The sequence below is a fragment of the Streptomyces sp. NPDC110618 genome (genome assembly GCF_055657065.1).
Genome location: NZ_JBVKBN010000004.1, coordinates 1 through 20,196 on the forward strand (window position 1 = coordinate 1; position 20,196 = coordinate 20,196).

The following is a 20,196-nucleotide window of genomic DNA, read 5'->3' on the forward strand; positions in this document are numbered from 1 at the left end:
AAGAACGAGCGCGTATCGCGTGTGACTTACCTGACCCGCGAGGCGGCCCGGCAGGACATCACCCGCTACATCGAATTCTGGTACAATCGCAAACGACTCCATTCGGCCGTGGGTTACCGCCCTCCGCGCGAAGTCCACGCCGAGTACGAGAAGTTGCGAATCGCCGCATGAAATAGACGGTCAGAAGCCTGTCCGGAAAACGTGAGGCCCCTCACACCCAGGTGGGCAGGTTCACCGTGGACCGGGCCGCGGGCTTCAGCTCGACCTCGGTCGCGGGAACGTTGATCTTGTCGTAGGCGTAGGCGGCGAGGACGTCGGGGGTGGGCGCGTGATCGTCGTCGGGCAGGGTGTTGGCGTCCTGCCAGAACAGGTTGCGCTCGCAGTCGTACGACCTTGGGTCGTTCTCCCGGTCCTTGTTGATCACCCCGCGCCAGAACATGCCGCCCTGGCCCAGGTTGTAGTCCTCGTACCCCTCTCCGTCGATCTGGGCCTTGCCCTTCTCGTAGTGGTCCACCATCAGCTGCTCTCCCCAGCTGAGCGTGGGAGTGACCGGTACCAGGTCGCCGCCGGCTTTGAGCCGTTCGACGGCGTCCTTGAGATGCTGAGGCGTGGCGACGGGCTCGTACCAGCACGCCGGGGGCTCCCAGTCGGGGTCCACGGGTGCGAGCGGTTTGACGGAGTTGCCGGACTTGCCGCCGCCGACCTGAGTGACCTTGATGCGGGTGGTCGTCGCAGACGCCGTGAGGGTGCTTCCGGACGCGCTGCCTGAGGGGCCGCCGGTCGGCGGTGCCTGGCTGTCGTTGCCACCAATGGCGTGCGCCGTCGTGCAGGACAGGGCGAGGGTTGTGACGGTGGCTGCCAGGAGCGTGCATGCCTTGGCCGGGAAGCGCATCAACGGCACGCCCCGGGGACGGTCGTCAGGGAGACGGTCTTCCATACACCCTGAGCGTTCTCGTGCAGGCGGACGCGGTACTGGATCAGCGATTCGGGCTTGTCCGGTGTGCTGACGACCTTGCCGGTCTTGCGGTTCTTCGTGGAGGCCTTCCGTTCGTCGACGCAGTAGAACAGCACGCCGGAACCGGTGTCGTTGATGTGGACCTGGGCGTCGAAGACCCTCACCGTGCCGACGAGGCTATCGTCCTCATCGGTGAACTGTCTGATCCACTTGCGAGCACTGTCCAGCGTGGCGTCCGAGTTGTAGAAGGCGACCGCCTCCGACTCCGGCTTCCCCTCGATGATCGCCGCGTACTTGGAACGCAGCTCCTCACGGCCGTCGTTCAGGATGGCCTGCAGTTTGGGATCGCTCTTCGTCCACCCCTCGAACTCCGCCTGGAACTCATCGGGCAGCGTGATTTCGGGCCGCTTCGCACCCCCCTGTGCTGCCGATGCGGAAGGGCTCGCCGAGGCTGTGTTGCCGCCCTTGTCCGCTCCCTTGATGCCGTCCGAGGACGAGTCGTCGTCGCTCCCGCAGGCGGACAACGACAGAGCTGCTGCAACGGCCAGTGCGGTGGCTGACGGCAAGGTGTGGCGGCGTTTCACGGACGACTCCCGGTGGGGCGAGAATTCTCAAGTGTTGCCAACGCTATCGAGAGAAGCTTGGGTGACACCAACCGGGTTTGCGTAGAACGCGCTCTCCTGAACTGGGCGAAGCGGCAGACAAGTTGCGGGAAGTTCAGGGCTTCAGCGTGCTGTGTTTCGAATCGCAACCGATGCTGTGATCAGAGCCATACGGTCTGAAGTCACCGTGGCCTGGCGGCCTCGGACAGCCCTACAACCTTCGGCCGTCTCCGTGAGTCTCCTCCTCGCCAATCTTTGATCATCGCAGGAGACGCATGTTCACGCGCAGAACCGTGCGCCTGGCGCTCGCCACGGCCACCGCCGCTTCCCTCACCGGCGGGATGCTCGCCCTCTCTACGGGCACCGCGCAGGCGGCCACCCCGGCGAAGTACGCGGACGACTTCAACGGCGACGGGTACCGCGACTTCGCCCAGGCCTCTCCCGACGGCAAGGTCGTCGTCACGTACGGCACCTCCAAGGGGCCCGGCACCAAGACCAAGACCTTCACCCAGGCCACCGCCGGTGTCCCCGGCACCGCGGGCGACGCCGGCGGGTACGTCGACGCCTTCGGTGACGACGTCGCCGCCGCCGACTTCAACCGCGACGGTTACGCCGACCTCGCCGTCGCCGACTTCACCGAGAAGGTCAGCGGCAAGGTGTCCTCCGGCGCTGTCACCATCCTCTGGGGCTCCAAGTCCGGGCTCACCGGCACCGGTGCCGTCCGGCTCAAGGTCACCGCCGGCTCCCACCGTGCCTTCGGCAAGCAGATCGAGGCCGGTGACTTCAATGGCGACGGCAAGACCGACCTCGCCGTCGCCAACGGCAACGACACCGTCTACATCTACCGCGGCGGCTTCAGCAAGTCCGGTACCACCGGCTCGGTCACCAAGCTCACGACCCCGGCCCTCCTCGAACCGGCCGCCCTGGTCTCCGGCAAGGTCACCAAGGACAAGGCCGCCGACCTCTTCCTCGTCGGCGCGGGCTACCACAACAACAGGGCGACCTCGGACGTCTGGTTCATTCGCGGCGGCTCCACCATCAAGTCGGGCAAGGTCACCACCTTCAACAGCACCAGCCCGAACTACCGCGCTTCCGGAGTCGTCGCCGACTTCGACAAGGACGGATACGGCGACCTCGCCATCGGCGACCTGGAGTACAACAAGGCGGCCGGTTCCGTCGTCGTCTGGCGCGGCGGCAGCACCGGCCCCACCACCAAGTACCGCCTCAGCCAGTCCACTTCCGGCGTCGCCACCGCCGCCACCAAGGGCGACGGCTTCGGCTACGGCCTCTCCGCCGCCGACACCAACGGCGACGGCTACCCCGACCTCGCCGTCGGCGTCCCCTGGGAGACCGTCGGCGGCAAGGAGGCAGCCGGTGGCGTCCACATCCTCCGCGGCAGCAAGTCCGGGCTCACCGGCAGCAAGTCCCAGTGGTTCACCCGGTCCACCGCCGGTGTCCCCGGCAGTGTGACCGAGTACGGCATGTTCGGTGAGCTCGTCCGCCTCCGCGACATCGACCGCGACGGGGACAAGGACCTGCTGGTGTCGTCCAACTACTACAGCCCGAGCGTGCTGCTGCCGGGGACCAGCGGGGGCGTGACCGCGACCGGCGCCTACGAGGTCAACGTCGTGGCGTCGTTCCAGCCGTAGCCCAACTCCGAGTCCAGGAAAGCGGACCAGGCGGCGGGGGCGAGGGTGACTCGGGGGCCCGTGGGGTTCTTGGAGTCGCGGACGTGGATGTCGGTCACTCCTTGAGCGACCTCTACGCACTCGCCGCCCTCGCCGTCGCTGTAGCTGGACTTGCGCCAGGCGTAGGCGACTTCGAGGCACTCGCCGCCCTCGCCGCTGCTGTAGCTGGACTTGAACCAAGTGAGCTTGCCCGTCATAGCTCCTCCAGCTTGCTCTCGATCAACTTCCTTGTCTCCGCGGGGGAGAGTGCCATTGCTCGCATGATCCCATAGCGGTCCGCGATCTTCCTGACCTCTTCGGGATCGACGATCAACCGTGGATGCCCCTGAGTTTCGGTGTACGCCACCTGCCCGTGCCCCTTGGGCGTCAGCAGGTTGAACGCGCTGTCCAGGTTGGGGTGTTCCTCCATCGTCGTAGGCATCACTTGGATCTCAACGTTCTGCATCTGACCGACCTGGAGGATGCGCCGAAGCTGTTCCGCGTGCACACGCCGCCCGCCGATGGGCCGGTCCAGTACGTGTTCCTCAAGGACGTAGCTGACAATCGGGGCAGGCCAGCGCTCGAAGACCTGCTGCCGTGAGAGTCGGTCCGCGACCCGCTTCTCGATGGTTGCCTCATCGAGGAACGGCCGACGCTTGCCGAAGACCGTCCTCGCGTGCTCCTCGGTCTGCAACAGCCCCGGCACCCCGTTGTTGGCATAGAAGTGCAGCTCAACCGCCTCCGCCTCCAACCCCGCATAGTTCCGGTACCACTCCGGATGCCGAGTCCTCGCCTTCGACATCTCCTCCCTGACCTCGGGGACAACTTCCCTCAACAGGCCCCCGGCGTCGAGGAGTTCTTCGGCCTTCTCCAGGAGGTCGGGCTGTGGGGTCCGTACGCCGCGTTCCATCGCGGAGATGGCGTCGGGGCCGTAGTTCACCAGCGCCCCGAACTCCTTCTGCGTGAGCCCTTTCCGCTCGCGCAGGATCTTCAGTTGCTTGCCGATGACGATGAACAGTCCCGACGTGCCGTTGGTGTCGCTCATGCCGCACCCTCCCGTCCGACAACCCCGCACATGACACTCGACGCAGCCGTACGGACACGGAGCGTCGACGGTTCGCTCCTGGTCAGGGTAGGGAGAAGCCGCCACTCTCGGTGACGTGAACGCCGAAATCATCACCCCCACTGCTGAACTGGCCCGGCGGATCAGCGCCACCCCACGGGGCGCCCGGCTGGCCCGTCATCTGGCCACGCAACAGCTCGGCGTCTGGGGGTTTCCCCATGACAGCCAGGTCAGCGTGACCGTGCAGCACATCGTGGCGGAGTTGGCCGCCAATGCCGTTATTCATGGCCGGGTCCCCGGCCGCGCCTTCGAGCTGCGGCTGATGCTGCTGGCGGAGGACACGCTGCGTATCGAGGTGAGCGATGCGCGGGGCGAACGGAAACTGCGGTACGTGACCGACGTGGAGGGCGAGAACGGGCGAGGGCTGGTCATCGTGACGCTGCTCGCGCGGACCTGGGGCGTCGCGGAGCGGGACGTGGGCAAGACGGTCTGGGCCGAGGTCGGCCTTGACTTCACAAGACCGTCGCGCGACATTCCCACTTCTGACACCTCGTCAGAGTTACCTGTGCCGGGACGCTGGAGCGCCATGCCATGACCAGGAACGCCTCGCCCACCCGCAGACGGGTCCTCACCACCGCCGCCGCCACGACCGCGGCCGTCGCCCTGAGCCAACCGCGCGCCTCCGCCGCCGACTTACCCCTCCTCGGCACCTACGACGTGGTGGTCGTCGGCTCCGGTGCCGCCGGGATGACCGCCGCCCTCACCGCCGCCGGGCACGGCCTGAGCTGCGTGGTCGTGGAGAAGGCGCCGACCTTCGGCGGCTCGGCGGCCCGGTCGGGGGCCGGGATCTGGATACCCAACAACTCCGTGATCCTCGCGGCCGGGGTGCCGGACACCCCGGCGAAGGCCGCCGCCTACCTCGCCGCCGTGGTCGGGCCGGACGTCTCCGCCGAGCGGCAGGCCGCCTTCCTCGGCAACGGGCCCGCCATGCTGTCGTACGTCATGGACCGCAGTCCGCTGCGGTTCCGGTTCATGGAGGGGTACAGCGACTACTACCCGGAGCTTCCGGGGGGTCTGCCGGGCGGGCGGTCGGTCGAGCCCGATCAGCTCGACGGGAACGTCCTCGGCGCCGAACTGGCGCGGCTGAACCCGCCGTACATGCCCGTCCCGGCCGGGATGGTGGTCTTCAGCGCCGACTACAAGTGGCTGACCCTCGCCGCCGTGAACCCCAAGGGTGCCGCCGTGGCCGCCGCCTGTCTCGCGCGGGGCGTGAAGGCGGCGGCGCTGGGGCAGAAGCCGCTGACCATGGGGCAGTCCCTGGCGGCCGGGCTGCGGGCGGGGCTGGCGTCGGCCGGGGTTCCGGTGCGGCTGAACACCCCGCTCACCGACCTCCATGTCGAGGGCGGGACCGTGACCGGTGCCGTGGTCACCCGCGACGGCTCGGCACCCGGTCTCGTCCGGGCCCGCAAGGGCGTGATCATCGGCTCCGGCGGCTTCGAGCACAACGCGGCCATGCGCGCCGCGTACCAGCGCCAGCCGCTCGGCACCGAGTGGACCGTGGGCGCGAAGGAGAACACCGGGGACGGCATCCGCGCGGGCCGGCGCGTGGGCGGTTCGCTGACGCTGATGGACGACGCCTGGTGGGGGCCGGCTATACCGCTGCCCGGGGAGCCGTACTTCTGCCTCGCCGAGCGCACCCTGCCCGGCGGTCTGCTGGTCAACGCCGCGGGCGCCCGGTTCGTCAACGAGGCGGCGCCGTACAGCGACGTCGTGCACACCATGTACGACCAGCACCCGACGAACCCCGCGATCCCGGCCTGGCTGATCGTCGACCAGAACTACCGCAACCGCTACCTCTTCCGGGACGTCGCCCCGACCCTCCCCTTCCCGGACTCCTGGTACTCCTCCGGCGCCGCCCACAAGGCATGGAGCTGGGACGCCCTGGCCCGCTCGATCGGCGTGCCGCCGGCGGCCCTGCGCGCGACCGTGGACCGCTTCAACTCCCAGGCCCTGCGCGGAAAGGACCCCGACCACCACCGCGGCGACAGCGCCTACGACCACTACTACACCGACCCCGCCGTCCTCCCGAACTCCTGCCTCGCCCCGCTCTGGCTGCCCCCGTTCCACGCCTTCCGGATCGTGCCCGGCGACCTCGGCACCAAGGGCGGCCTGCGTACCGACCCTCAGGCGCGGGTGCTGCGCGAGGACGACACGCCGATCCCGGGGCTGTACGCGGCGGGCAACGCCAGCGCGGCCGTCATGGGGCACAGCTACGCGGGCGCGGGCTCCACGATCGGCCCGGCGATGACGTTCGGCTACATCGCGGCCCGGCACATAGCGGCGACCCGCTAGCGGGCTAGTGGCAGTGGCTCTGCCGCCCCAGGGTCTCCACCGGGGTCGCGCCGGGGCGGCTCCACTGCGGTACGGGGCGGCTGGTGGGGCCCCAGGTGGCGGTGCCGTCCGCGTCCGTACGCCAGGACCAGCACGGCACGTCCCCCTCGGGCCAGCCGTCCGGCTTGTCCTCCCATGCCTCGCCGCGGCCGTAGGGGGTCAGGTCGAGCAGGCCGAGGGAGCTGTTCACGCGCTCGTTGCCGCGGCCGGTCGTGGAGTAGGTGACGAAGGCGCGGTCGCCGTCACGCAGGAAGCAGGAGAGGTAGCCCATCTCGCCGCCGACCGGCGGGGGCACGTCCCGTACCGAGTACCAGGGCTGGGTGTAGCCCATGAAGTCGGCGTACGCGGCCACCTCCGGCCACGGGCCGGTGGTCAGGAAGGCGAAGGAGACACCCCGGGCGTTGAGGTACACGGCGTCCTTCAGGTGCCAGGCGGTGGTGGTGCAGCCCTCGCACTGGCCCTGCGGCGGGGCGCCGTCGTACCACATGTGCTGGTAGACGACGAGCTCGTCGCGCCCCTGGAAGAGGTCCAGGAACGGCACCGGCCCCTCGGCCCCGGTCACCTCCACGGTCGCGTCGAACTCCACCATCGGCAGCCGGCGCCGGGCCGCCGCGATCGCGTCGCCCTCACGGGTGTGGGCCTTCTCCCGGACCAGCAGCTCCTCCCGGGCGGCCCGCCAGGTGTCCAGGTCGACGACGGGCGGACGGCCGGGCTGCGGGGTGGTCGTCATGGTGTCCTCCGGGCGGTCTCGTCACGTGGGGCGCCGGTCGCGTGTCGCCCCGGGAGTACAGACCCGGCCGCCCGGCGAAACTCATTGCCGCACGTCGTGAGAGAAAGGCAGGAGCCCCGCCGCCTTGCGGCGCGGGGCTCCTTGGGTACTGCTCTCAGGTCCGGATCAGAGACGGTTGTCTCAGAGCGCGGTGACGTTCTCCGCCTGCGGGCCCTTCGGGCCCTGGGTCACGTCGAAGGAGACCGCCTGGTTCTCCTCCAGCGAACGGAAGCCGTTCGCGTTGATCGCGGAGTAGTGGACGAAGACGTCGGGGCCGCCGCCCTCCTGGGCGATGAAGCCAAAGCCCTTTTCGGCGTTGAACCACTTAACGGTTCCGGTAGCCATAAGCCCTCCTTGGGCTCAAAAGGGTTGCCCTGCTCCAGAACCTGCAAGTGTGAAAGCTAACGCCGCACTGCATACGTCTGAAAACGACTAGAGCCCGCGGTCACATGCTCCGCAGGCTCTGTACTGCAAGGGAAACCAAACTGCAACTTGCGGCGAGCCTAGCACGCAGGCAGCCGAAAGCAATAGAGGTCAAGATCACGTCACCCGGATGTTTGAAGATCCAGAAAATCGGGTTGACGCCGGGGTCGGAGTCTGCAGCGTACTCCTCAGGGTCTAGCCTCGCGATGTGGACAATTCTCGCACCCGGCCGCGCGTCGGCCACATCCAGTTCCTGAACTGCCTGCCCCTGTACTGGGGGCTCGCGAGAACGGGCACGCTCCTCGACTTCGAGCTGACGAAGGACACCCCGGAGAAGCTCAGCGAACAGCTGGTGCAGGGAGATCTCGACATCGGGCCCATCACCCTGGTCGAGTTCCTCAAGAACGCCGACGACCTTGTCGCCTTTCCCGACATCGCTGTCGGCTGCGACGGCCCGGTCATGTCGTGCGTGATCGTCTCGCAGGTCCCGCTGGAGCGGCTGGACGGCGCCCGTGTCGCCCTCGGCTCCACCTCCCGCACCTCCGTGCGCCTGGCCCAGCTCCTGCTGGCCGACCGCTTCGGGGTACGGCCGGACTACTACACGTGTCCGCCCGACCTCAGCCTGATGATGCAGGAGGCGGACGCGGCCGTACTGATCGGTGACGCGGCGCTGCGGGCGAACCTGCACGACGGCCCCCGGTTCGGCCTCCAGGTGCACGACCTCGGCGCGCTGTGGAAGGAGTGGACGGGCCTGCCGTTCGTCTTCGCCGTCTGGGCCGCCCGCCGGGACTACCTGGAGCGCGAGCCGCTGATCACCCGCCAGGTGCACGAGGCGTTCCTCGCCTCCCGCAACCTCTCCCTGGAGGAGGTCGGCAAGGTCGCCGAGCAGGCGGCCCGCTGGGAGGCCTTCGACGAGGCGGTTCTGGAGCGCTACTTCACCACGCTCGACTTCCGCTTCGGGGCGCCGCAACTGGAGGCGGTCGCGGAGTTCGCGCGCCGGGTGGGGCCCACGACGGGTTTCGCGGCGGACGTGAAGGTGGACCTGCTCCAGCCGTAGAGGCTCCGGGTGTGAGCGGGCCGCCGCTTCGGATGCGGACGCCTCGGCCGCAGACGCTCCGGCCGTGAGCGGGCAGCTTTCCGCTGTGAGCGTGCCCAGGCCGTAGTCTGCTAGCAGTCGTACGGGGGAGTACGGGGAGGGGGACGCGATGCAGCCGCTCGGAGTCGACGAACCCACGGTTGTGGGGCCGTACCGGCTGCTCGGCCGGCTCGGCTCGGGCGGTATGGGCCGGGTCTACCTGGGCCGCAGCGCGGGCGGGCGGACGGTCGCCGTCAAGATCGTGCACCCGCACTTCGCGCTGGACGAGGAGTTCCGGGCCCGGTTCCGGCGCGAGGTCGAGGCCGCCCGCCGGGTCGGCGGCGCCTGGACGGCGCCGGTCCTGGACGCGGACCCGGAGGCATCGGTGCCGTGGGTCGCCACCGCGTACGCGGCGGGCCCGTCCCTGACCACGGCCGTGACCGACACGGGCGCACTGCCCGCGCACACGGTACGGGTCCTCGGTGCCGGTCTCGCGGAGGCGCTGTCGGCCGTGCACGGGCTGGGTCTGGTGCACCGGGACGTGAAGCCCTCCAACGTCCTGCTCACCCTCGACGGACCGCTGCTGATCGACTTCGGTATCGCCCGCGCCACGGACGGCACCGCCTCCCTCACCTCCACCGGCGTCTCCATCGGCTCGCCCGGCTACATGTCCCCCGAGCAGATCCTCGGCAAGGGCGTCACCGGCGCGGCCGACGTCTTCTCCCTGGGCGCGGTCCTGGCGTACGCGGCGACCGGGGCGCAGCCCTTCCCCGGCGACTCCTCGGCGGCGCTGCTGTACAAGGTCGTGCACGAGGAGCCCGAGCTGGGCGCGCTGGACGGGGAGCTGCGGGAGGTCGTGGAGGCCTGCCTGAGCAAGACGCCCGCCGACCGGCCCACGCCCGCCGAGCTGGCCTGGCGGCTCGCCCCGAAAGGCGCGGCGACCCTGGTCGCGGAGGGGTGGCTGCCGGGGCCGCTGGTGGAGCGGGTGAGCCGGAGCGCGGTACAGGTGCTGAACCTGGAGGCGACGGGCGGGGACCAGGCGTCGGGGGTGGTGGGGTTCAGCAGTCCTTCGGTGGAGGCGACGGGCAGTACTACGGGCGCAGGCGGGACGGGGGCCGGCGGTACGGGGGCCCTGGGTGTGTTCGGGCCGCCGCCGGTGATGACGCCCACGCCCGCTTTTCCCCAGCCCCGGGACGCCGGGCCGGAGGACCAGGCGAGGCCCGGCAAGGTTTCGGTGTCCGTCGCGGCGACCTCGGCGCCGGGCACCGACGGCAAGGGCCGCCGGATGAGCTGCACGGTGGCGCTGGCGGTGGCCGGGGCGCTGGCGGCGGTGACGGTGGGCTCGGTGTTCGTGCTGGACCTGCTGCCCAAGGGCGGCGGCGGCCATGCCGACGCCGGTGCGGGCGCCGACTCGCCCTCCTCCGGGGCCCCGAGCGCCACGAACGCCCCGGGAGGGGGCGGCGCCCTCTCCGCCTACCTGGGCACCTGGGAGGGCCAGGCCACGGCCCTCAACGGCAAACTCCCGATCGGCACCTTCCGCCTCACCGTCAAGGAGACGGAGAAGGGCGGGAAACTCGGCACCCTGCGCCAGACGGACGCCATCGGCAACGTCTGCGACGACATCCTCACCCTGAAGTCGGTCACCGCCAAGAAGCTCGTGGCCAGTTCGACGGGCGCCCCCACCAACCACGGCGGCTGCAACCCGGCGACCACGACGGTCACCCTCACCCCCGTGGGCGACGACCTCGACTACGCCAACGACAGCCCGGAGTCGGGGAACCCGACAGCCCGGCTGTCGAAGGTGGAGTAGCCGGTCCGGCGCTCAGCCCGGCACCACGACCGTCCGCAGCTCCCCGTCGCCCAGGTGCAGCATGCCCTTGCCGGGGACGGCCTGGCCGCCGACCATGCTCCGGTTGAGGCGGACGCCGATGAGGTCCCCGCTGGAGGACTCCTGCGGGGAGAGCAGGATGCCGCGGCGGGCCTTCTTGGCGTCGACCTGCCAGCCGGAGAAGCCGCTGCAGACGTCCTCCTCGTCACCGGCGATGACGAGGGCGAGACCGCGCTCCGCACCACGGGAGACGATCTTCTTCATCTGGCTCTCGGCGTCGCAGTCCTCCAGGATCTCGCCGTCGTCGACGAGCACCACGACCGGGTTCTCGACCGACGGCTCGGCGCCGTCGATCAGCTCCTCGAACTCCTCCTCGTCGATGTCGTCACCGGTGAAGACCTTCAGCACGCCTTCCACGCCGTCGAGTTGGCGGACCGGCGACTGGCGCGGGGCGGCCACGACCAGCCGTACGCCCTGCTTCAGGAAGGACTGCGCGAAGTTCATCAGGACCGTCGAACGGCCCGACTTCGCCGGACCAGCGATCACGAACGACGGCACGCCCTGCGCGAGGTCGGGGCCGAAGCCGACGATCTCGTCGCCGCCGATACCGGCCAGCGCGTACAGCCTGGAGCGCGAGACCTCCGGGTCGCGCAGCTCCCACGCCTCGTCGAAGGAGATCCGGCTGGGCAGGCTGTCCACCCGGAACGGCCGCTTGGTGCGCGGCACTTCGGCGTCGCGCGCGGTCGCCGCCTCTCCGATCGCGGCCAGCGCCGCGGCCTGCCCCTGACCGGTGGTGTCCTCGGCCAGCAGCGCGAACTGCGTCTCCGTACCGGCCTCGTTCTTGAAGGCACGCCCCGGCGGGATCTCCTCCGGCACCTTGCGGGACGGAATCCCGAGCGTGGAGAAGTCGCTGCGGTCCGACAGTCGCAGACCGTACTTGTCCTCGGTGAGCGTGGCGATACGGCCCACCAGCAGCGTCCGGTCACCGGTCAGCACCAGGTGGATGCCGAGGCTCGCGCCCTCGCGCATCATCGTCTGCAGTTCGTCGGTCAGCGCGCCGTGGTCCACCTCGCCGAGGGTGGGCACCCAGCCCTCCCACCGGTCCAGCAGGACCACGATGTGCGGCAGCCGCTCGTCCTCGGAGACCGCGGCCCGCTGCTCGCCGATGTCCGCGAACCCCTTGTCGGCGAGCAGGTTCTGGCGGCGGTCCATCTCGCCCTTGAGCCGGTTGATGAGCCGCACGACCCGCTCGGTCTGGTTACGGCCGACGACCGCGCCGACGTGCGGCAGCCGGGTCAGTGCGTTGAGCGCGCCGTTGCCGCAGTCGATGCCGTACATGTGCACATCGGCCGTGGAGTGCGTACGGGCCAGCGAACCGGCGATCGTACGCAGTACCTGCGAGCGTCCGCTGCGCGGGGCGCCGCCGATCATGAGATGGCCGAAGCTCGCGAAGTCGATGGCCACCGGGCGGCGGGACTGCATCGCGGGCAGGTCCTCCACACCGTAGGCCGCGGGCGCCAACCTGCCTGGCGCCGGGGTGAATTCGGGCTGCGGGATCTCGTCGAGGAGCAACTGCTCGTCCAGCGCGGGCAGCCAGGGGCTGTGCTGCGGCGGGATGCCGAGCGACCGGTTGGCGTCCCGGATGGTGTCCACCAGCACCTTGAGGTCGGTGATCTCCTCGTCCTCGCGCGACTCGGCCTTCGGCTTGGTCAGCGCGGCCCGCCCCAGGTCCTCCCAGGCCAGCGGCCCGACCCAGGGCTTGAGGACGGCGGGGTCCGCGGCGCCGGGCCGGCGGCCACCCACGCGCCCGGACTGGAACGGCACCAGCGAGGCGTGCCCGAGCCGTACGTACGCCCGGCCCGGGGTGTTCTTGGAGATGTGCCCGGCCTCGGGGGAGTCGATGACGTCCGTCGACTCGCCGCCGTCGGTCACGCGCAGCGCGATCCGCAGGTTGGTGTTGGCGCGGATCTCCGGGGAGACCACACCGGAGGGCCGCTGCGTGGCGAGCAGCAGGTGGATGCCGAGGGAACGACCGCGCTGGGCGATGTTGACCAGACCCGTCACGAAGTCCGGCAGGTCGCGCACCATCGAGGCGAACTCGTCGATGACGATGAGGAGTCGGGGCACCGGCTGGTGCGACGGGTCGCGCCGCACCAGGTCCTGGTAGTCCTCGATGTCCTTGGCGTCGGCGGCGGCCAGGATGTGCTCGCGGCGGTGCAGCTCGGCGCCCAGCGACTCCAGCGCGCGCTCCACGAGGTGCGCGTCGAGGTCGGTCACCATGCCGACGGTGTGCGGGAGATGGACACAGTCCTTGAACGCCGCGCCACCCTTGTAGTCGACGAGCACGAAGGTCATGTTCTCCGGCGTGTTCGCCACGGCGAGCGCCGCGACGATCGTCTGGAGCAGCTCCGACTTACCGGAACCCGTCGTACCGGCGATCAGACCGTGCGGGCCGTCCTTGCGGATGTCGATGCCGAAGGGACCGTCGTAGGACTCACCGATGACGGCCAGCGTCGACTGCCCGCCCATCCGCCAGCGGGCCACGACGGCGTCGGCGGTGGGGGGTTCGAGCTGCAGCACGTCGAGGAGCCGGCTGGAGCTGGGCAGCGCCGAGTCCTCGGTCTCCCCGCTGATGTCACGCAGGGAGGAGAGGGACCGGGCGAGCCGCAGGCACCAGGACGGCGAGACGAAGTCGGGCCGCACGTCCTTGCGCCGCTCGGCCCCGGCCTCCTCGACCCGCAGCCGCAGCTTGTCGGCCTGCTGGGCGTGGGAGGGCTCGGGGGAGGCGTTCTGGTGCCAGGCCTGGAAGGACGGGAACCCGCCGGGGGCCTGCGCCTGCTGTTGCGCCTGCTGCTGGGGCCGGGGAGCCTCCTCGACCTTCGGCTCGGCCACGACGTACGCCTGGCACTCGCCCGGCAGGAACCGCTCCTCGGCGTCCAAGCAGATGGCGTACATGGAGACGGACGGCCCCTCGCGCAGCAGCCGCACGACCCCGGGAAGGGAACGCAGGCGGCGCGAGCCGTCCCACACGACCACCATGTCGGGGTCGCTGAAGGTGGAGCCCTGGGCGCGGTTCTGCTCGGCGGCCTTCTTGCGGGCGTCCAGGATCTGGGTCAGCTCACCGATCCGGGCGCCGACGGTCTCGGCGTCGGTGCCGATGAGCACGTTCACGTCTTGCCCGCCGGAGGGCTTGGCATGCGGCAGCCATCGCACCCAGTCCCAACTCTCCTGCGCGGCCTGCTCGCTGAGCACATAGAACTGCACGTCCATCGGGCTGTGCAGCGCGGCGGTCTGCGCCACGGCCCAACGCCCCATGGCCCGCGCCGAGTCACCGGGCCCGGCCATGCCGACGACCCCGAGCCCGCGCAGGTTCAGGGCGACCGGAGCGTCCTCGATCTTCCAGGTGACCTCGCGCTTGTGGTCGTCCTGCTCCGGGTCGTCGAGGACGACCTCGGAAGGCAGTTGCCCGGTGCCGACCCGCAGCAGCAAGTGATCCCGGTCGGTCCGCCGCCGCTCCCAGAGCCGGGTACGGGGCCCGGTGCCCAGGGAGAGCACGGTCGCCGGGTCCGGAATGGCCTGCCGCCGGTCGTTCCGCTCGGCGACCAGGGCGTCCTGCGCGTCCTGCTCGATCCGGGCCTTCTGCTCCTCGTACTCCTTGACCTGCTTCGCGTGCGACTTACGGCCGTGCTTCTTGTCGTTGTAGTAGTTCGCGAACAGCAGGATCGGGCTCAGGCCCGCCATGATCAGGTAGTACCAGCGCTGGAAGATCAGCACGGCGACGACGGCACCGACGAGCGGCGTCAGCGCCATCAGCCAGGGCAGCGGCCGGGCCTCGTACTCCCGCGGCTTGGACGGCAGCCGGAACCGGGTCTGCCGCTCGGGCGGCCGGAGCCGGGGCGGCCGGTTGTAGTCGAGGCCGGTACCGTCCTCGGACCACTTGAGGGCGGCGTTCGGGGGCGAGTAGCGGGTGAGCTCGACGAGGGTGTTGCCGAGGGCGATCTGACCGCCGAGGGGCCAGATGTCGGGGTCGGGGGGTGGGGTTTCGCTGTCGCCGCCCTCGCTGCTTTCCTCCTGTTTTTTCTTCTTCCGCTTCTTTTTCTTCTTCTCCTCTTTCTTGTCCTCTTTGGGGTTGAGGATTTCCTCAATGGGAGTGCCGTCGAGGAAGGCGGCCTCGGTGTCACCGTGGACCTTGAAGCGGCAGGTTCCGTCGGTGGAGACGGAGAGGGTGAGGGCGCGGGCGTCGATCTCGGGGTCGTCGATACGGATGTGGCTGGCGGGGCCGCTGCCTATGTCGTAGCGGCCGACGCCGAGCCGGTGCACGTAACCGGCGACGGGCCCGCCGACGATACGCAGCTCCACGAGCCCGGAGGGCTCACCGGGCAGGCAGCCGGAGGGGTCCTGGAGGCTGACGACGGCGCCTTCGCGCAGGGGCGAGTTGAGGATGGTGGCGGACGGGTCGACGGCGTACCCGTCGACGTAGAGGAGCGGGGCGTTGCCGCTGGGGAGCGGGTGCTGCTGCCCGATGGGGATGACCTGAGCGCCACTGTGACCGACCTGCTTGGCCAGTTCCTGGGCGATGTCACCCATCGTGGACTCAGGATCGGCGTCGAGTACGACGTCGGCGGTGCCGCCGCCGAACGGATCGACGACGGTCAGAGTCAGGCGCACGTGTCTTGTCCTCCCCGTTGCCCCTGTGACCGCTTCCGCAACGCGGGTCACAGTTCCAGGCGACGATATCTGTTGGGGTGGGGAGGGACACAGGGGGTGCGGTGGGGGAGCTCGGTGGGGAAATGTGGTGCGAGTTCCCAAAGGCAACGGTGTGCACGCGAGGTTGTGACGGCTCTACGACGTGTTGTTCACAACGCCGGGATGTGACACCTCTGGCCTCCCCCGTAAGCTGCTGCCTCAAGAGCGGACGATCACACCGGCAGTCACACGCGAGTTGACGCCCACCGGTGACTGTCGGACCGCAAACAGGGAGCCACGGGGGTTGGCCCTGCGGCGTTTTGAAGAGGGAGCGGCTTCATGGCCAAGGACCTTGACATCACATATCAGGACATGCGGGACGCGGCCAAGCATGTCGTGAAGGAGAAGGAAAGGCTCCAGGACAAGCTCGACGGCCTCCGCAAGTACATCGCCAACCTGGTCGAGTCGGGCTACGTGACCAAGAGCTCGTCCAAGGCCTTCGACGAGAACTTCGAGGAGTTCGTCAAGGGCTCCAAGGACACGCTGGACGGCCTCGACGGCATGGGTGACTACCTGACCATGGCTGCCGACAAGTTCGAGCAGATCGACGAGGAGCTGGCGAAGCAGGCTCGCAGCAAGTGAGTTCACGCTCACGCTGACGCGTCGGGTGGGGCGGTGCGGGAGTGCCGCCCCTCCGGCGTGTTCGGTCAGTTGTCGGTCAGTTGTCGGGGGCGGGCTGCCGCAGCAGGTGCATGTGGAGTTCGCTGCGGGCTTCCTCCGTGTCGACGCGGATCCAGGACCCGTCACGGAACCGGATGAGCAGCAGCCTGCTCTCGAACTCGCCGGCGAACGGATCGACCAGCGTCGCCTCGGCGGCGGGTATGCGGGCGACGACCCGCAGCCGCTTCTCCCTTCCCACGCTGACGCGTTGGGGCGGGGCGGCGAGAACGATGCCGTCGTCGGTGGCGACGAGCAGCCGCTCGTGGTGGGTGGAGTGGCTGTACCAGCGGAGCAGGAACTGACCTGCGCTGCCGTGCCAGTCGCCGTCGAAGACACGGTCGAGGCCGAGGTCGATGACGGCGGCGTCGCGACGCTCGTCGGCGTCCTTCCTGGCCCGCCGACTCTCTTTCTCCTCCTTGGTGTCGAGGGCGCGCTTGAGGGCTTCCTCCCCTTGGGCGAGGAGCCAGAGCAGCAGGATGAGGGGGGCGAAGGGGGCGGCGAGTACGACACGGAGGATGCCCAGGGGCGGTAGCCGGGCGGGGCGCAGGCGGGGGAGGCCTGCGGCATGGAGCACGTCGGTCGGGGGCTGGGGGATGTCGTCTGTCCAGCACCATGCGGCGGCGTGGACTTGGAGGCCGCCGAGGCGGTCGCTGAGCAGGCGGTGCTTCTTTTGGTTGCTGTTGCGGGTCATGTGAGGGGGCTCCTGCGTGGAGGTGTGGGGGAGGCGGGCTCGGCACCCCGTGTGGATGGCGGTCGGTCTCGGCGGCTACGTGCTCGCCGTGATCGTAGGGATGTACGCGCTGGCGGACGACGCCGGGCTCGGGGTGCGGGTCCCGCTGTGGATGCTGCACGGAGTGCTGCTGATCGTGGGCATCCGGAAGCTGGGGGCGAGGGAGTCCAGCACGTACGCGGCACTCTTCGTCGTGGCCGTGTCCGTGATGGCGGTGGGCGTGGCGGACCTGGCCCGGGACGACCTCACGTTGCAGCGGCGGGGCGAGACGGTGGTCGCCACGGTGGTGAGCGAGCGGCTCGATACGGCGCAGGGGCGCAAGGCGCGTGACTCGTACTACGTGTTGGAGCACGAGGACGGGACGCGTGTTCCGGGCCCCGAGATGCGGACGACGTCGGACGTCTACGACGTGGGTGACGTACTGACGGTCATCGAGGACCCGGAGGCCGACCTCCGCCCGCAGACGCCGGGCCAGGCGGACGCGACGGGCGACGCCCTGGGGGCGGCGGGGTTCGCGGTCGCGGGGCTGAGTGCGGTCGGGTGGATGGCGTGGCGGGGGTCGAAGACGGCGGAGAGGTCGCGGGAGGCCGAGGCCTTCGCGCGGCAGGAGTCGAGGTTGCGGGAGGCGCTGCGGACGTGTCCGCCTGACGAGCACGGCTACGTCAAGGTCTCCCCCGGGGTGTACCCGGCCCTTTCGCACGGCCGGGCCGCGAGGATCGCCTGGGAGAGGGGGCTGAAGGCGGAGGCGGTGGGGAATCAGGGGGCTTGGCGGTTCAGGGAGACGGTTGTTGAGGAAGTTCCTTTTGAGTGACGGGGGTTGTGCATTGGTGATTTGGGCGGTGCTTGGCATACAGGTACGCGGCTGACCCGAATACGGCAACGGTTACAAGGGTGGAGACCAGACCGACGGCCCACAGCCACGGGTAGTTGCTGAACACCCAACTGGGCTCCGTGTCCTTGCCCTTGCCCCACTTGCCGCTGTCCTGTGCGTTGAAGACGAGGACTACGTATGCCACGAGTGCGGCTACGGAGACGGCGATGGTGACCGTCAGAGCAGCGGCGCGGTCAAGACGCCGCCGCAACGACTTCCTGCTCAGTCCGTACGCGCACGCCCCGAGTACCACGAGGAGACTTGGCCCGAGGAAGCCCAGGAAACCCGCGAACCCGTAGGCGCCTCCTGGCCAGGACTCGGCCGCCCACTGCCAGGTGTCGTCTCCCCAGAAGAGGTCGAGAAGAGCGAGCCCGACGACGATACTCACGGCCGTGAACGCCGCGAGACACCCGAAGGCGGTGTCCTTCTTGCTCCGCGTCCTGCCCTGCTGGGGCCTCCTGGGCTGCCGTTCGTACCACAGCGCGGGGGCGGCCGCCCTACGCCGACGCGGCTTGGCCGACCCGCCCACGTGCTGCTCCTTCCTCCTACGTCACCGGTTGATGGCTTGGATTTCCTGGACGGTGACGGCCTGGTCGTTGCCGAAGGTGCCGTCGGGGAGGTCGCCGCCGGCGCCGCCGGTGCCGGTCCACTCGATCTCCCAGGTGATGGTGGCCTGGAGCTTGTAGGTGCCGTCACCGGACGAACGGAGGTACTTCAGACCACAGGGCGGGGTCTTGTCGGCCTTGCCCTTGGCGTAGGGCTCGCCGATGGAACCGTCGTCGTTGATGAGGCATTCGCCGGAGGCGGGGTAGGTCTCGGCGTCCGGGGTGCCGGGTTCGAGCTTGAGGGCGACCGGCTTGGCGGTGGTGGTGGCCTGGATGTTGAAGCCGGGGACGTCGAGGGCGGCGGTCGCCTGGACCTCGTCGAACACGGCCTTGTCGAGCCAGGCCCAGGTCGGCAGGTTCACCTTGGTGACGTTCTCGGGGGCGAGGGTGACCTTGGTGTCGGGCAGCTGCATGTGCTGGTAGGCGAGGGCCGCGAGTATCCCGGGGGTGATGGCTTCCTCGTACTGGGGCGGCGGGGCCTCGCCGTTGTCGACCCAGAAGGGCAGGTCGTTGCAGGAGCTGCGCTTGAGTACGTCCGGCTCGTTCGGGTTCTCGACGGCGGCCCAGAACATGCCTTCGCCGTCCTTGTCGACGTTGTAGTCCTTGTAGCCCGGGGTGTCGGTCCAGCCGTACTCGTCCTCGTAGTGCCGCTGAAGCTCACTGAGCGCGGCGCCGGCGTGGCCGCCCATGCCCGGGGCGTTCATCTGGCGCTCGATGTCCTTGGACATCCTCTCCTTGAACTCCTTGGCACCGAGGAAGGGGGCGTACCAGCAGGGCGGAGGCGTCCAGTTGACGTCGGCGGACTTCACGTTGCCGGTGCCGCCGTTCTTGGCGACGGAGCCGGAGTAGGTGATTCGGGCGGTGGCGTAGATGCCGGAGTTGTTGGAGCCGCCGCTCGTTTCGGCGGATTCATCGCCCTTGCCGAAGTCCACTGGGTCCGCTCCGGCTTCTGGGGCCGCGACGAGGAGCGCGCTGATTGCGAGGGCAAGTGCGGCCGAGCCGGAGCCGAGAACGGTACGCCGCGATCGGTTCACTGGCACTGTGTCGCCTCCGTCTCGACGAAGACCTTGGATGCCTGCCACAGGCTGTCGCTCGTAGGCAACTTGACCATGATGATCTTGTAGTAGCCGAAGTCCTTGGGGCTCGGGTCGGTCTTCAGGACCTTCCCGGTCTTGACGTCCTTGCCGTAGAACTTCCCTGTGTCCGCACAGAACGCGACCTCAACGGAGTCGCCGTTCCCCGCGGAACGTGTGGTCGCGTCGTAGTGGCGGCGGGTACCGGTGCCGGTCCAGCCACCCTTGATCCACTCGTTGATCTGCACTTCGCCGTAATGCAGCGCACCGCCCGTCGCGTAGGTCGTCAGGGCCGCGTCCTTGGTCGTGCGCTTGTCGACGCCTCGGTAGATGGCGCGGAGGAAGTTCGCCGCGTCCTCCATCGCCGCCGCCTCGTTGGCCTTCTTCGGCTTGTCCCAGTCGAAGACGAGGTTCATGTCCTTGGGCAGGGACAGGTCGACGCCGTCCGGCTTGTCCTCGTCCGGCGCGCCGGAGGCCTCCTTCGACGGCTCCGGCTTGGAGGACTGCTGGTCGGCGCCCGCGATCTTGTCATTGCCGCTGGCGTCGTCGTCCCCGCTGCCGCAGGCTGTCAGCAGGAGTGCCGCTGTCGCGGTGAGTGCGACGGCGGTGGGCAAGGTGCGGCGCTTCACAGTGAACTCCCCGTGAGACTTGAGGTCAGTCAAGAGCACAAACGGTATCCGTGGGGTTCTGGGTTCGCCAGTGCGAACCAGCCTGAGAAGCAGGGCAATTGTGGATGTT

The 20,196-nt window shown here is 69.4% G+C and carries 19 protein-coding genes; 8 read left to right on the forward strand and 11 right to left on the reverse strand.

The features are described 5' to 3' along the window. Window positions 1–171: IS3 family transposase (locus ACZ7L7_RS08760; RefSeq protein WP_472075601.1), on the forward strand; the 171-nt coding region annotated here is incomplete at its 5' end. A 40-nt stretch (window positions 172–211) separates the two neighbouring features. Here ACZ7L7_RS08760 and ACZ7L7_RS08765 read toward each other — a convergent pair. Continuing rightward, entirely contained in the window at window positions 212–901 is a 690-nt protein-coding gene (locus tag ACZ7L7_RS08765; RefSeq protein WP_472075372.1) for a hypothetical protein, read from the reverse strand. Further along, on the reverse strand, window positions 892–1,539 hold the full coding sequence (locus ACZ7L7_RS08770; protein WP_472075374.1) for a hypothetical protein: 648 nt from the start codon (window positions 1,537–1,539) through the stop codon (window positions 892–894). The genes ACZ7L7_RS08765 and ACZ7L7_RS08770 overlap by 10 nt, the downstream gene beginning before the upstream one ends. 293 nt (window positions 1,540–1,832) lie before the next feature. Here ACZ7L7_RS08770 and ACZ7L7_RS08775 point away from each other — a divergent pair, with 293 nt between their 5' ends. Beyond that, window positions 1,833–3,206: an FG-GAP and VCBS repeat-containing protein gene (locus tag ACZ7L7_RS08775; protein WP_285515954.1), complete on the forward strand. Its 1,374-nt coding sequence runs from the start codon at window positions 1,833–1,835 to the stop codon at window positions 3,204–3,206. On the opposite strand, the gene ACZ7L7_RS08780 is transcribed toward ACZ7L7_RS08775, so the two are convergent. Together ACZ7L7_RS08780 and ACZ7L7_RS08785 are read right to left on the reverse strand one after the other, a co-directional pair. Beyond that, window positions 3,170–3,442 (reverse strand): DUF397 domain-containing protein, encoded by a 273-nt coding sequence (locus ACZ7L7_RS08780; RefSeq protein WP_453598912.1) that lies wholly within the window; start codon window positions 3,440–3,442, stop codon window positions 3,170–3,172. The two genes, ACZ7L7_RS08775 and ACZ7L7_RS08780, sit on opposite strands and share 37 nt — an antisense overlap. Then, complete coding sequence (locus ACZ7L7_RS08785) at window positions 3,439–4,269, reverse strand: helix-turn-helix domain-containing protein (protein WP_107406409.1); 831 nt, start codon at window positions 4,267–4,269, stop codon at window positions 3,439–3,441. Before ACZ7L7_RS08785 ends, ACZ7L7_RS08780 begins: the two co-directional genes overlap by 4 nt. A 115-nt stretch (window positions 4,270–4,384) precedes the next feature. Here ACZ7L7_RS08785 and ACZ7L7_RS08790 point away from each other — a divergent pair, with 115 nt between their 5' ends. Together ACZ7L7_RS08790 and kstD are read left to right on the forward strand one after the other, a co-directional pair. Continuing rightward, a complete protein-coding gene (locus tag ACZ7L7_RS08790; protein WP_261719171.1) occupies window positions 4,385–4,882 on the forward strand; it encodes an ATP-binding protein in 498 nt (165 codons plus the stop codon). Further along, complete coding sequence (kstD, locus tag ACZ7L7_RS08795) at window positions 4,879–6,639, forward strand: 3-oxosteroid 1-dehydrogenase (protein ID WP_472075376.1); 1,761 nt, start codon at window positions 4,879–4,881, stop codon at window positions 6,637–6,639. The genes ACZ7L7_RS08790 and kstD overlap by 4 nt, the downstream gene beginning before the upstream one ends. 4 nt (window positions 6,640–6,643) lie before the next feature. Here kstD and ACZ7L7_RS08800 read toward each other — a convergent pair whose 3' ends face one another. Next, window positions 6,644–7,408 (reverse strand): DUF899 family protein, encoded by a 765-nt coding sequence (locus tag ACZ7L7_RS08800; protein WP_472075378.1) that lies wholly within the window; start codon window positions 7,406–7,408, stop codon window positions 6,644–6,646. Between the two features lie 180 nt (window positions 7,409–7,588). Further along, window positions 7,589–7,792, reverse strand: a complete 204-nt coding sequence (locus ACZ7L7_RS08805) for a cold-shock protein (protein WP_093718378.1) — start codon at window positions 7,790–7,792, stop codon at window positions 7,589–7,591. A gap of 286 nt (window positions 7,793–8,078) precedes the next feature. Between ACZ7L7_RS08805 and ACZ7L7_RS08810 the strand changes: the two genes are divergently transcribed. Both ACZ7L7_RS08810 and ACZ7L7_RS08815 read left to right on the forward strand, forming a co-directional pair. After that, on the forward strand, window positions 8,079–8,927 hold the full coding sequence (locus tag ACZ7L7_RS08810; protein WP_471428444.1) for a menaquinone biosynthetic enzyme MqnA/MqnD family protein: 849 nt from the start codon (window positions 8,079–8,081) through the stop codon (window positions 8,925–8,927). A 148-nt stretch (window positions 8,928–9,075) separates the two neighbouring features. Continuing rightward, window positions 9,076–10,755, forward strand: coding sequence for a serine/threonine-protein kinase (locus ACZ7L7_RS08815; RefSeq protein WP_285515948.1), 1,680 nt, complete (start codon window positions 9,076–9,078; stop codon window positions 10,753–10,755). A 12-nt stretch (window positions 10,756–10,767) separates the two neighbouring features. On the opposite strand, the gene ACZ7L7_RS08820 is transcribed toward ACZ7L7_RS08815, so the two are convergent. Further along, window positions 10,768–15,441 (reverse strand): FtsK/SpoIIIE domain-containing protein, encoded by a 4,674-nt coding sequence (locus ACZ7L7_RS08820; protein WP_472075380.1) that lies wholly within the window; start codon window positions 15,439–15,441, stop codon window positions 10,768–10,770. Between the two features lie 357 nt (window positions 15,442–15,798). Between ACZ7L7_RS08820 and ACZ7L7_RS08825 the strand changes: the two genes are divergently transcribed. Next, window positions 15,799–16,101, forward strand: a complete 303-nt coding sequence (locus ACZ7L7_RS08825; RefSeq protein ID WP_285515946.1) for a WXG100 family type VII secretion target — start codon at window positions 15,799–15,801, stop codon at window positions 16,099–16,101. Between the two features lie 76 nt (window positions 16,102–16,177). Here the strand turns inward: ACZ7L7_RS08825 and ACZ7L7_RS08830 are convergent, their stop codons facing one another. Continuing rightward, a complete protein-coding gene (locus tag ACZ7L7_RS08830) occupies window positions 16,178–16,870 on the reverse strand; it encodes a hypothetical protein (RefSeq protein ID WP_472075382.1) in 693 nt (230 codons plus the stop codon). Between the two features lie 55 nt (window positions 16,871–16,925). On the opposite strand from ACZ7L7_RS08830, the gene ACZ7L7_RS08835 reads away from it, so the two are divergent. Further along, complete coding sequence (locus tag ACZ7L7_RS08835) at window positions 16,926–17,720, forward strand: hypothetical protein (RefSeq protein WP_472075384.1); 795 nt, start codon at window positions 16,926–16,928, stop codon at window positions 17,718–17,720. Here the strand turns inward: ACZ7L7_RS08835 and ACZ7L7_RS08840 are convergent. From ACZ7L7_RS08840 to ACZ7L7_RS08850, 3 genes are read right to left on the reverse strand one after another with little or no spacing between them, the layout of a single operon-like run. Further along, window positions 17,683–18,309, reverse strand: coding sequence for a hypothetical protein (locus ACZ7L7_RS08840; protein ID WP_472075386.1), 627 nt, complete (start codon window positions 18,307–18,309; stop codon window positions 17,683–17,685). The two genes, ACZ7L7_RS08835 and ACZ7L7_RS08840, sit on opposite strands and share 38 nt — an antisense overlap. Window positions 18,310–18,330: 21 nt before the next feature. After that, window positions 18,331–19,425, reverse strand: a complete 1,095-nt coding sequence (locus ACZ7L7_RS08845) for a hypothetical protein (protein ID WP_472075388.1) — start codon at window positions 19,423–19,425, stop codon at window positions 18,331–18,333. After that, on the reverse strand, window positions 19,416–20,087 hold the full coding sequence (locus ACZ7L7_RS08850; protein WP_471591790.1) for a hypothetical protein: 672 nt from the start codon (window positions 20,085–20,087) through the stop codon (window positions 19,416–19,418). The genes ACZ7L7_RS08845 and ACZ7L7_RS08850 overlap by 10 nt, the downstream gene beginning before the upstream one ends. Window positions 20,088–20,196 lie beyond the last annotated feature (109 nt).

Excerpts from the sequence above, each read along its gene's own strand:
- ACZ7L7_RS08815 (WP_285515948.1), top strand. The coding sequence starts at position 9,076 with ATGCAGCCGCTCGGAGTCGACGAACCCACGGTTGTGGGGCCGTACCGG.
- kstD (WP_472075376.1), top strand. The coding sequence starts at position 4,879 with ATGACCAGGAACGCCTCGCCCACCCGCAGACGGGTCCTCACCACCGCC.
- ACZ7L7_RS08800 (WP_472075378.1), bottom strand. The coding sequence starts at position 7,408 with ATGACGACCACCCCGCAGCCCGGCCGTCCGCCCGTCGTCGACCTGGAC.
- ACZ7L7_RS08835 (WP_472075384.1), top strand. The coding sequence starts at position 16,926 with ATGGCGGTCGGTCTCGGCGGCTACGTGCTCGCCGTGATCGTAGGGATG.
- ACZ7L7_RS08775 (WP_285515954.1), top strand. The coding sequence starts at position 1,833 with ATGTTCACGCGCAGAACCGTGCGCCTGGCGCTCGCCACGGCCACCGCC.
- ACZ7L7_RS08780 (WP_453598912.1), bottom strand. The coding sequence starts at position 3,442 with ATGACGGGCAAGCTCACTTGGTTCAAGTCCAGCTACAGCAGCGGCGAG.
- ACZ7L7_RS08805 (WP_093718378.1), bottom strand. The coding sequence starts at position 7,792 with ATGGCTACCGGAACCGTTAAGTGGTTCAACGCCGAAAAGGGCTTTGGC.
- ACZ7L7_RS08830 (WP_472075382.1), bottom strand. The coding sequence starts at position 16,870 with ATGACCCGCAACAGCAACCAAAAGAAGCACCGCCTGCTCAGCGACCGC.
- ACZ7L7_RS08785 (WP_107406409.1), bottom strand. The coding sequence starts at position 4,269 with ATGAGCGACACCAACGGCACGTCGGGACTGTTCATCGTCATCGGCAAG.
- ACZ7L7_RS08825 (WP_285515946.1), top strand. The coding sequence starts at position 15,799 with ATGGCCAAGGACCTTGACATCACATATCAGGACATGCGGGACGCGGCC.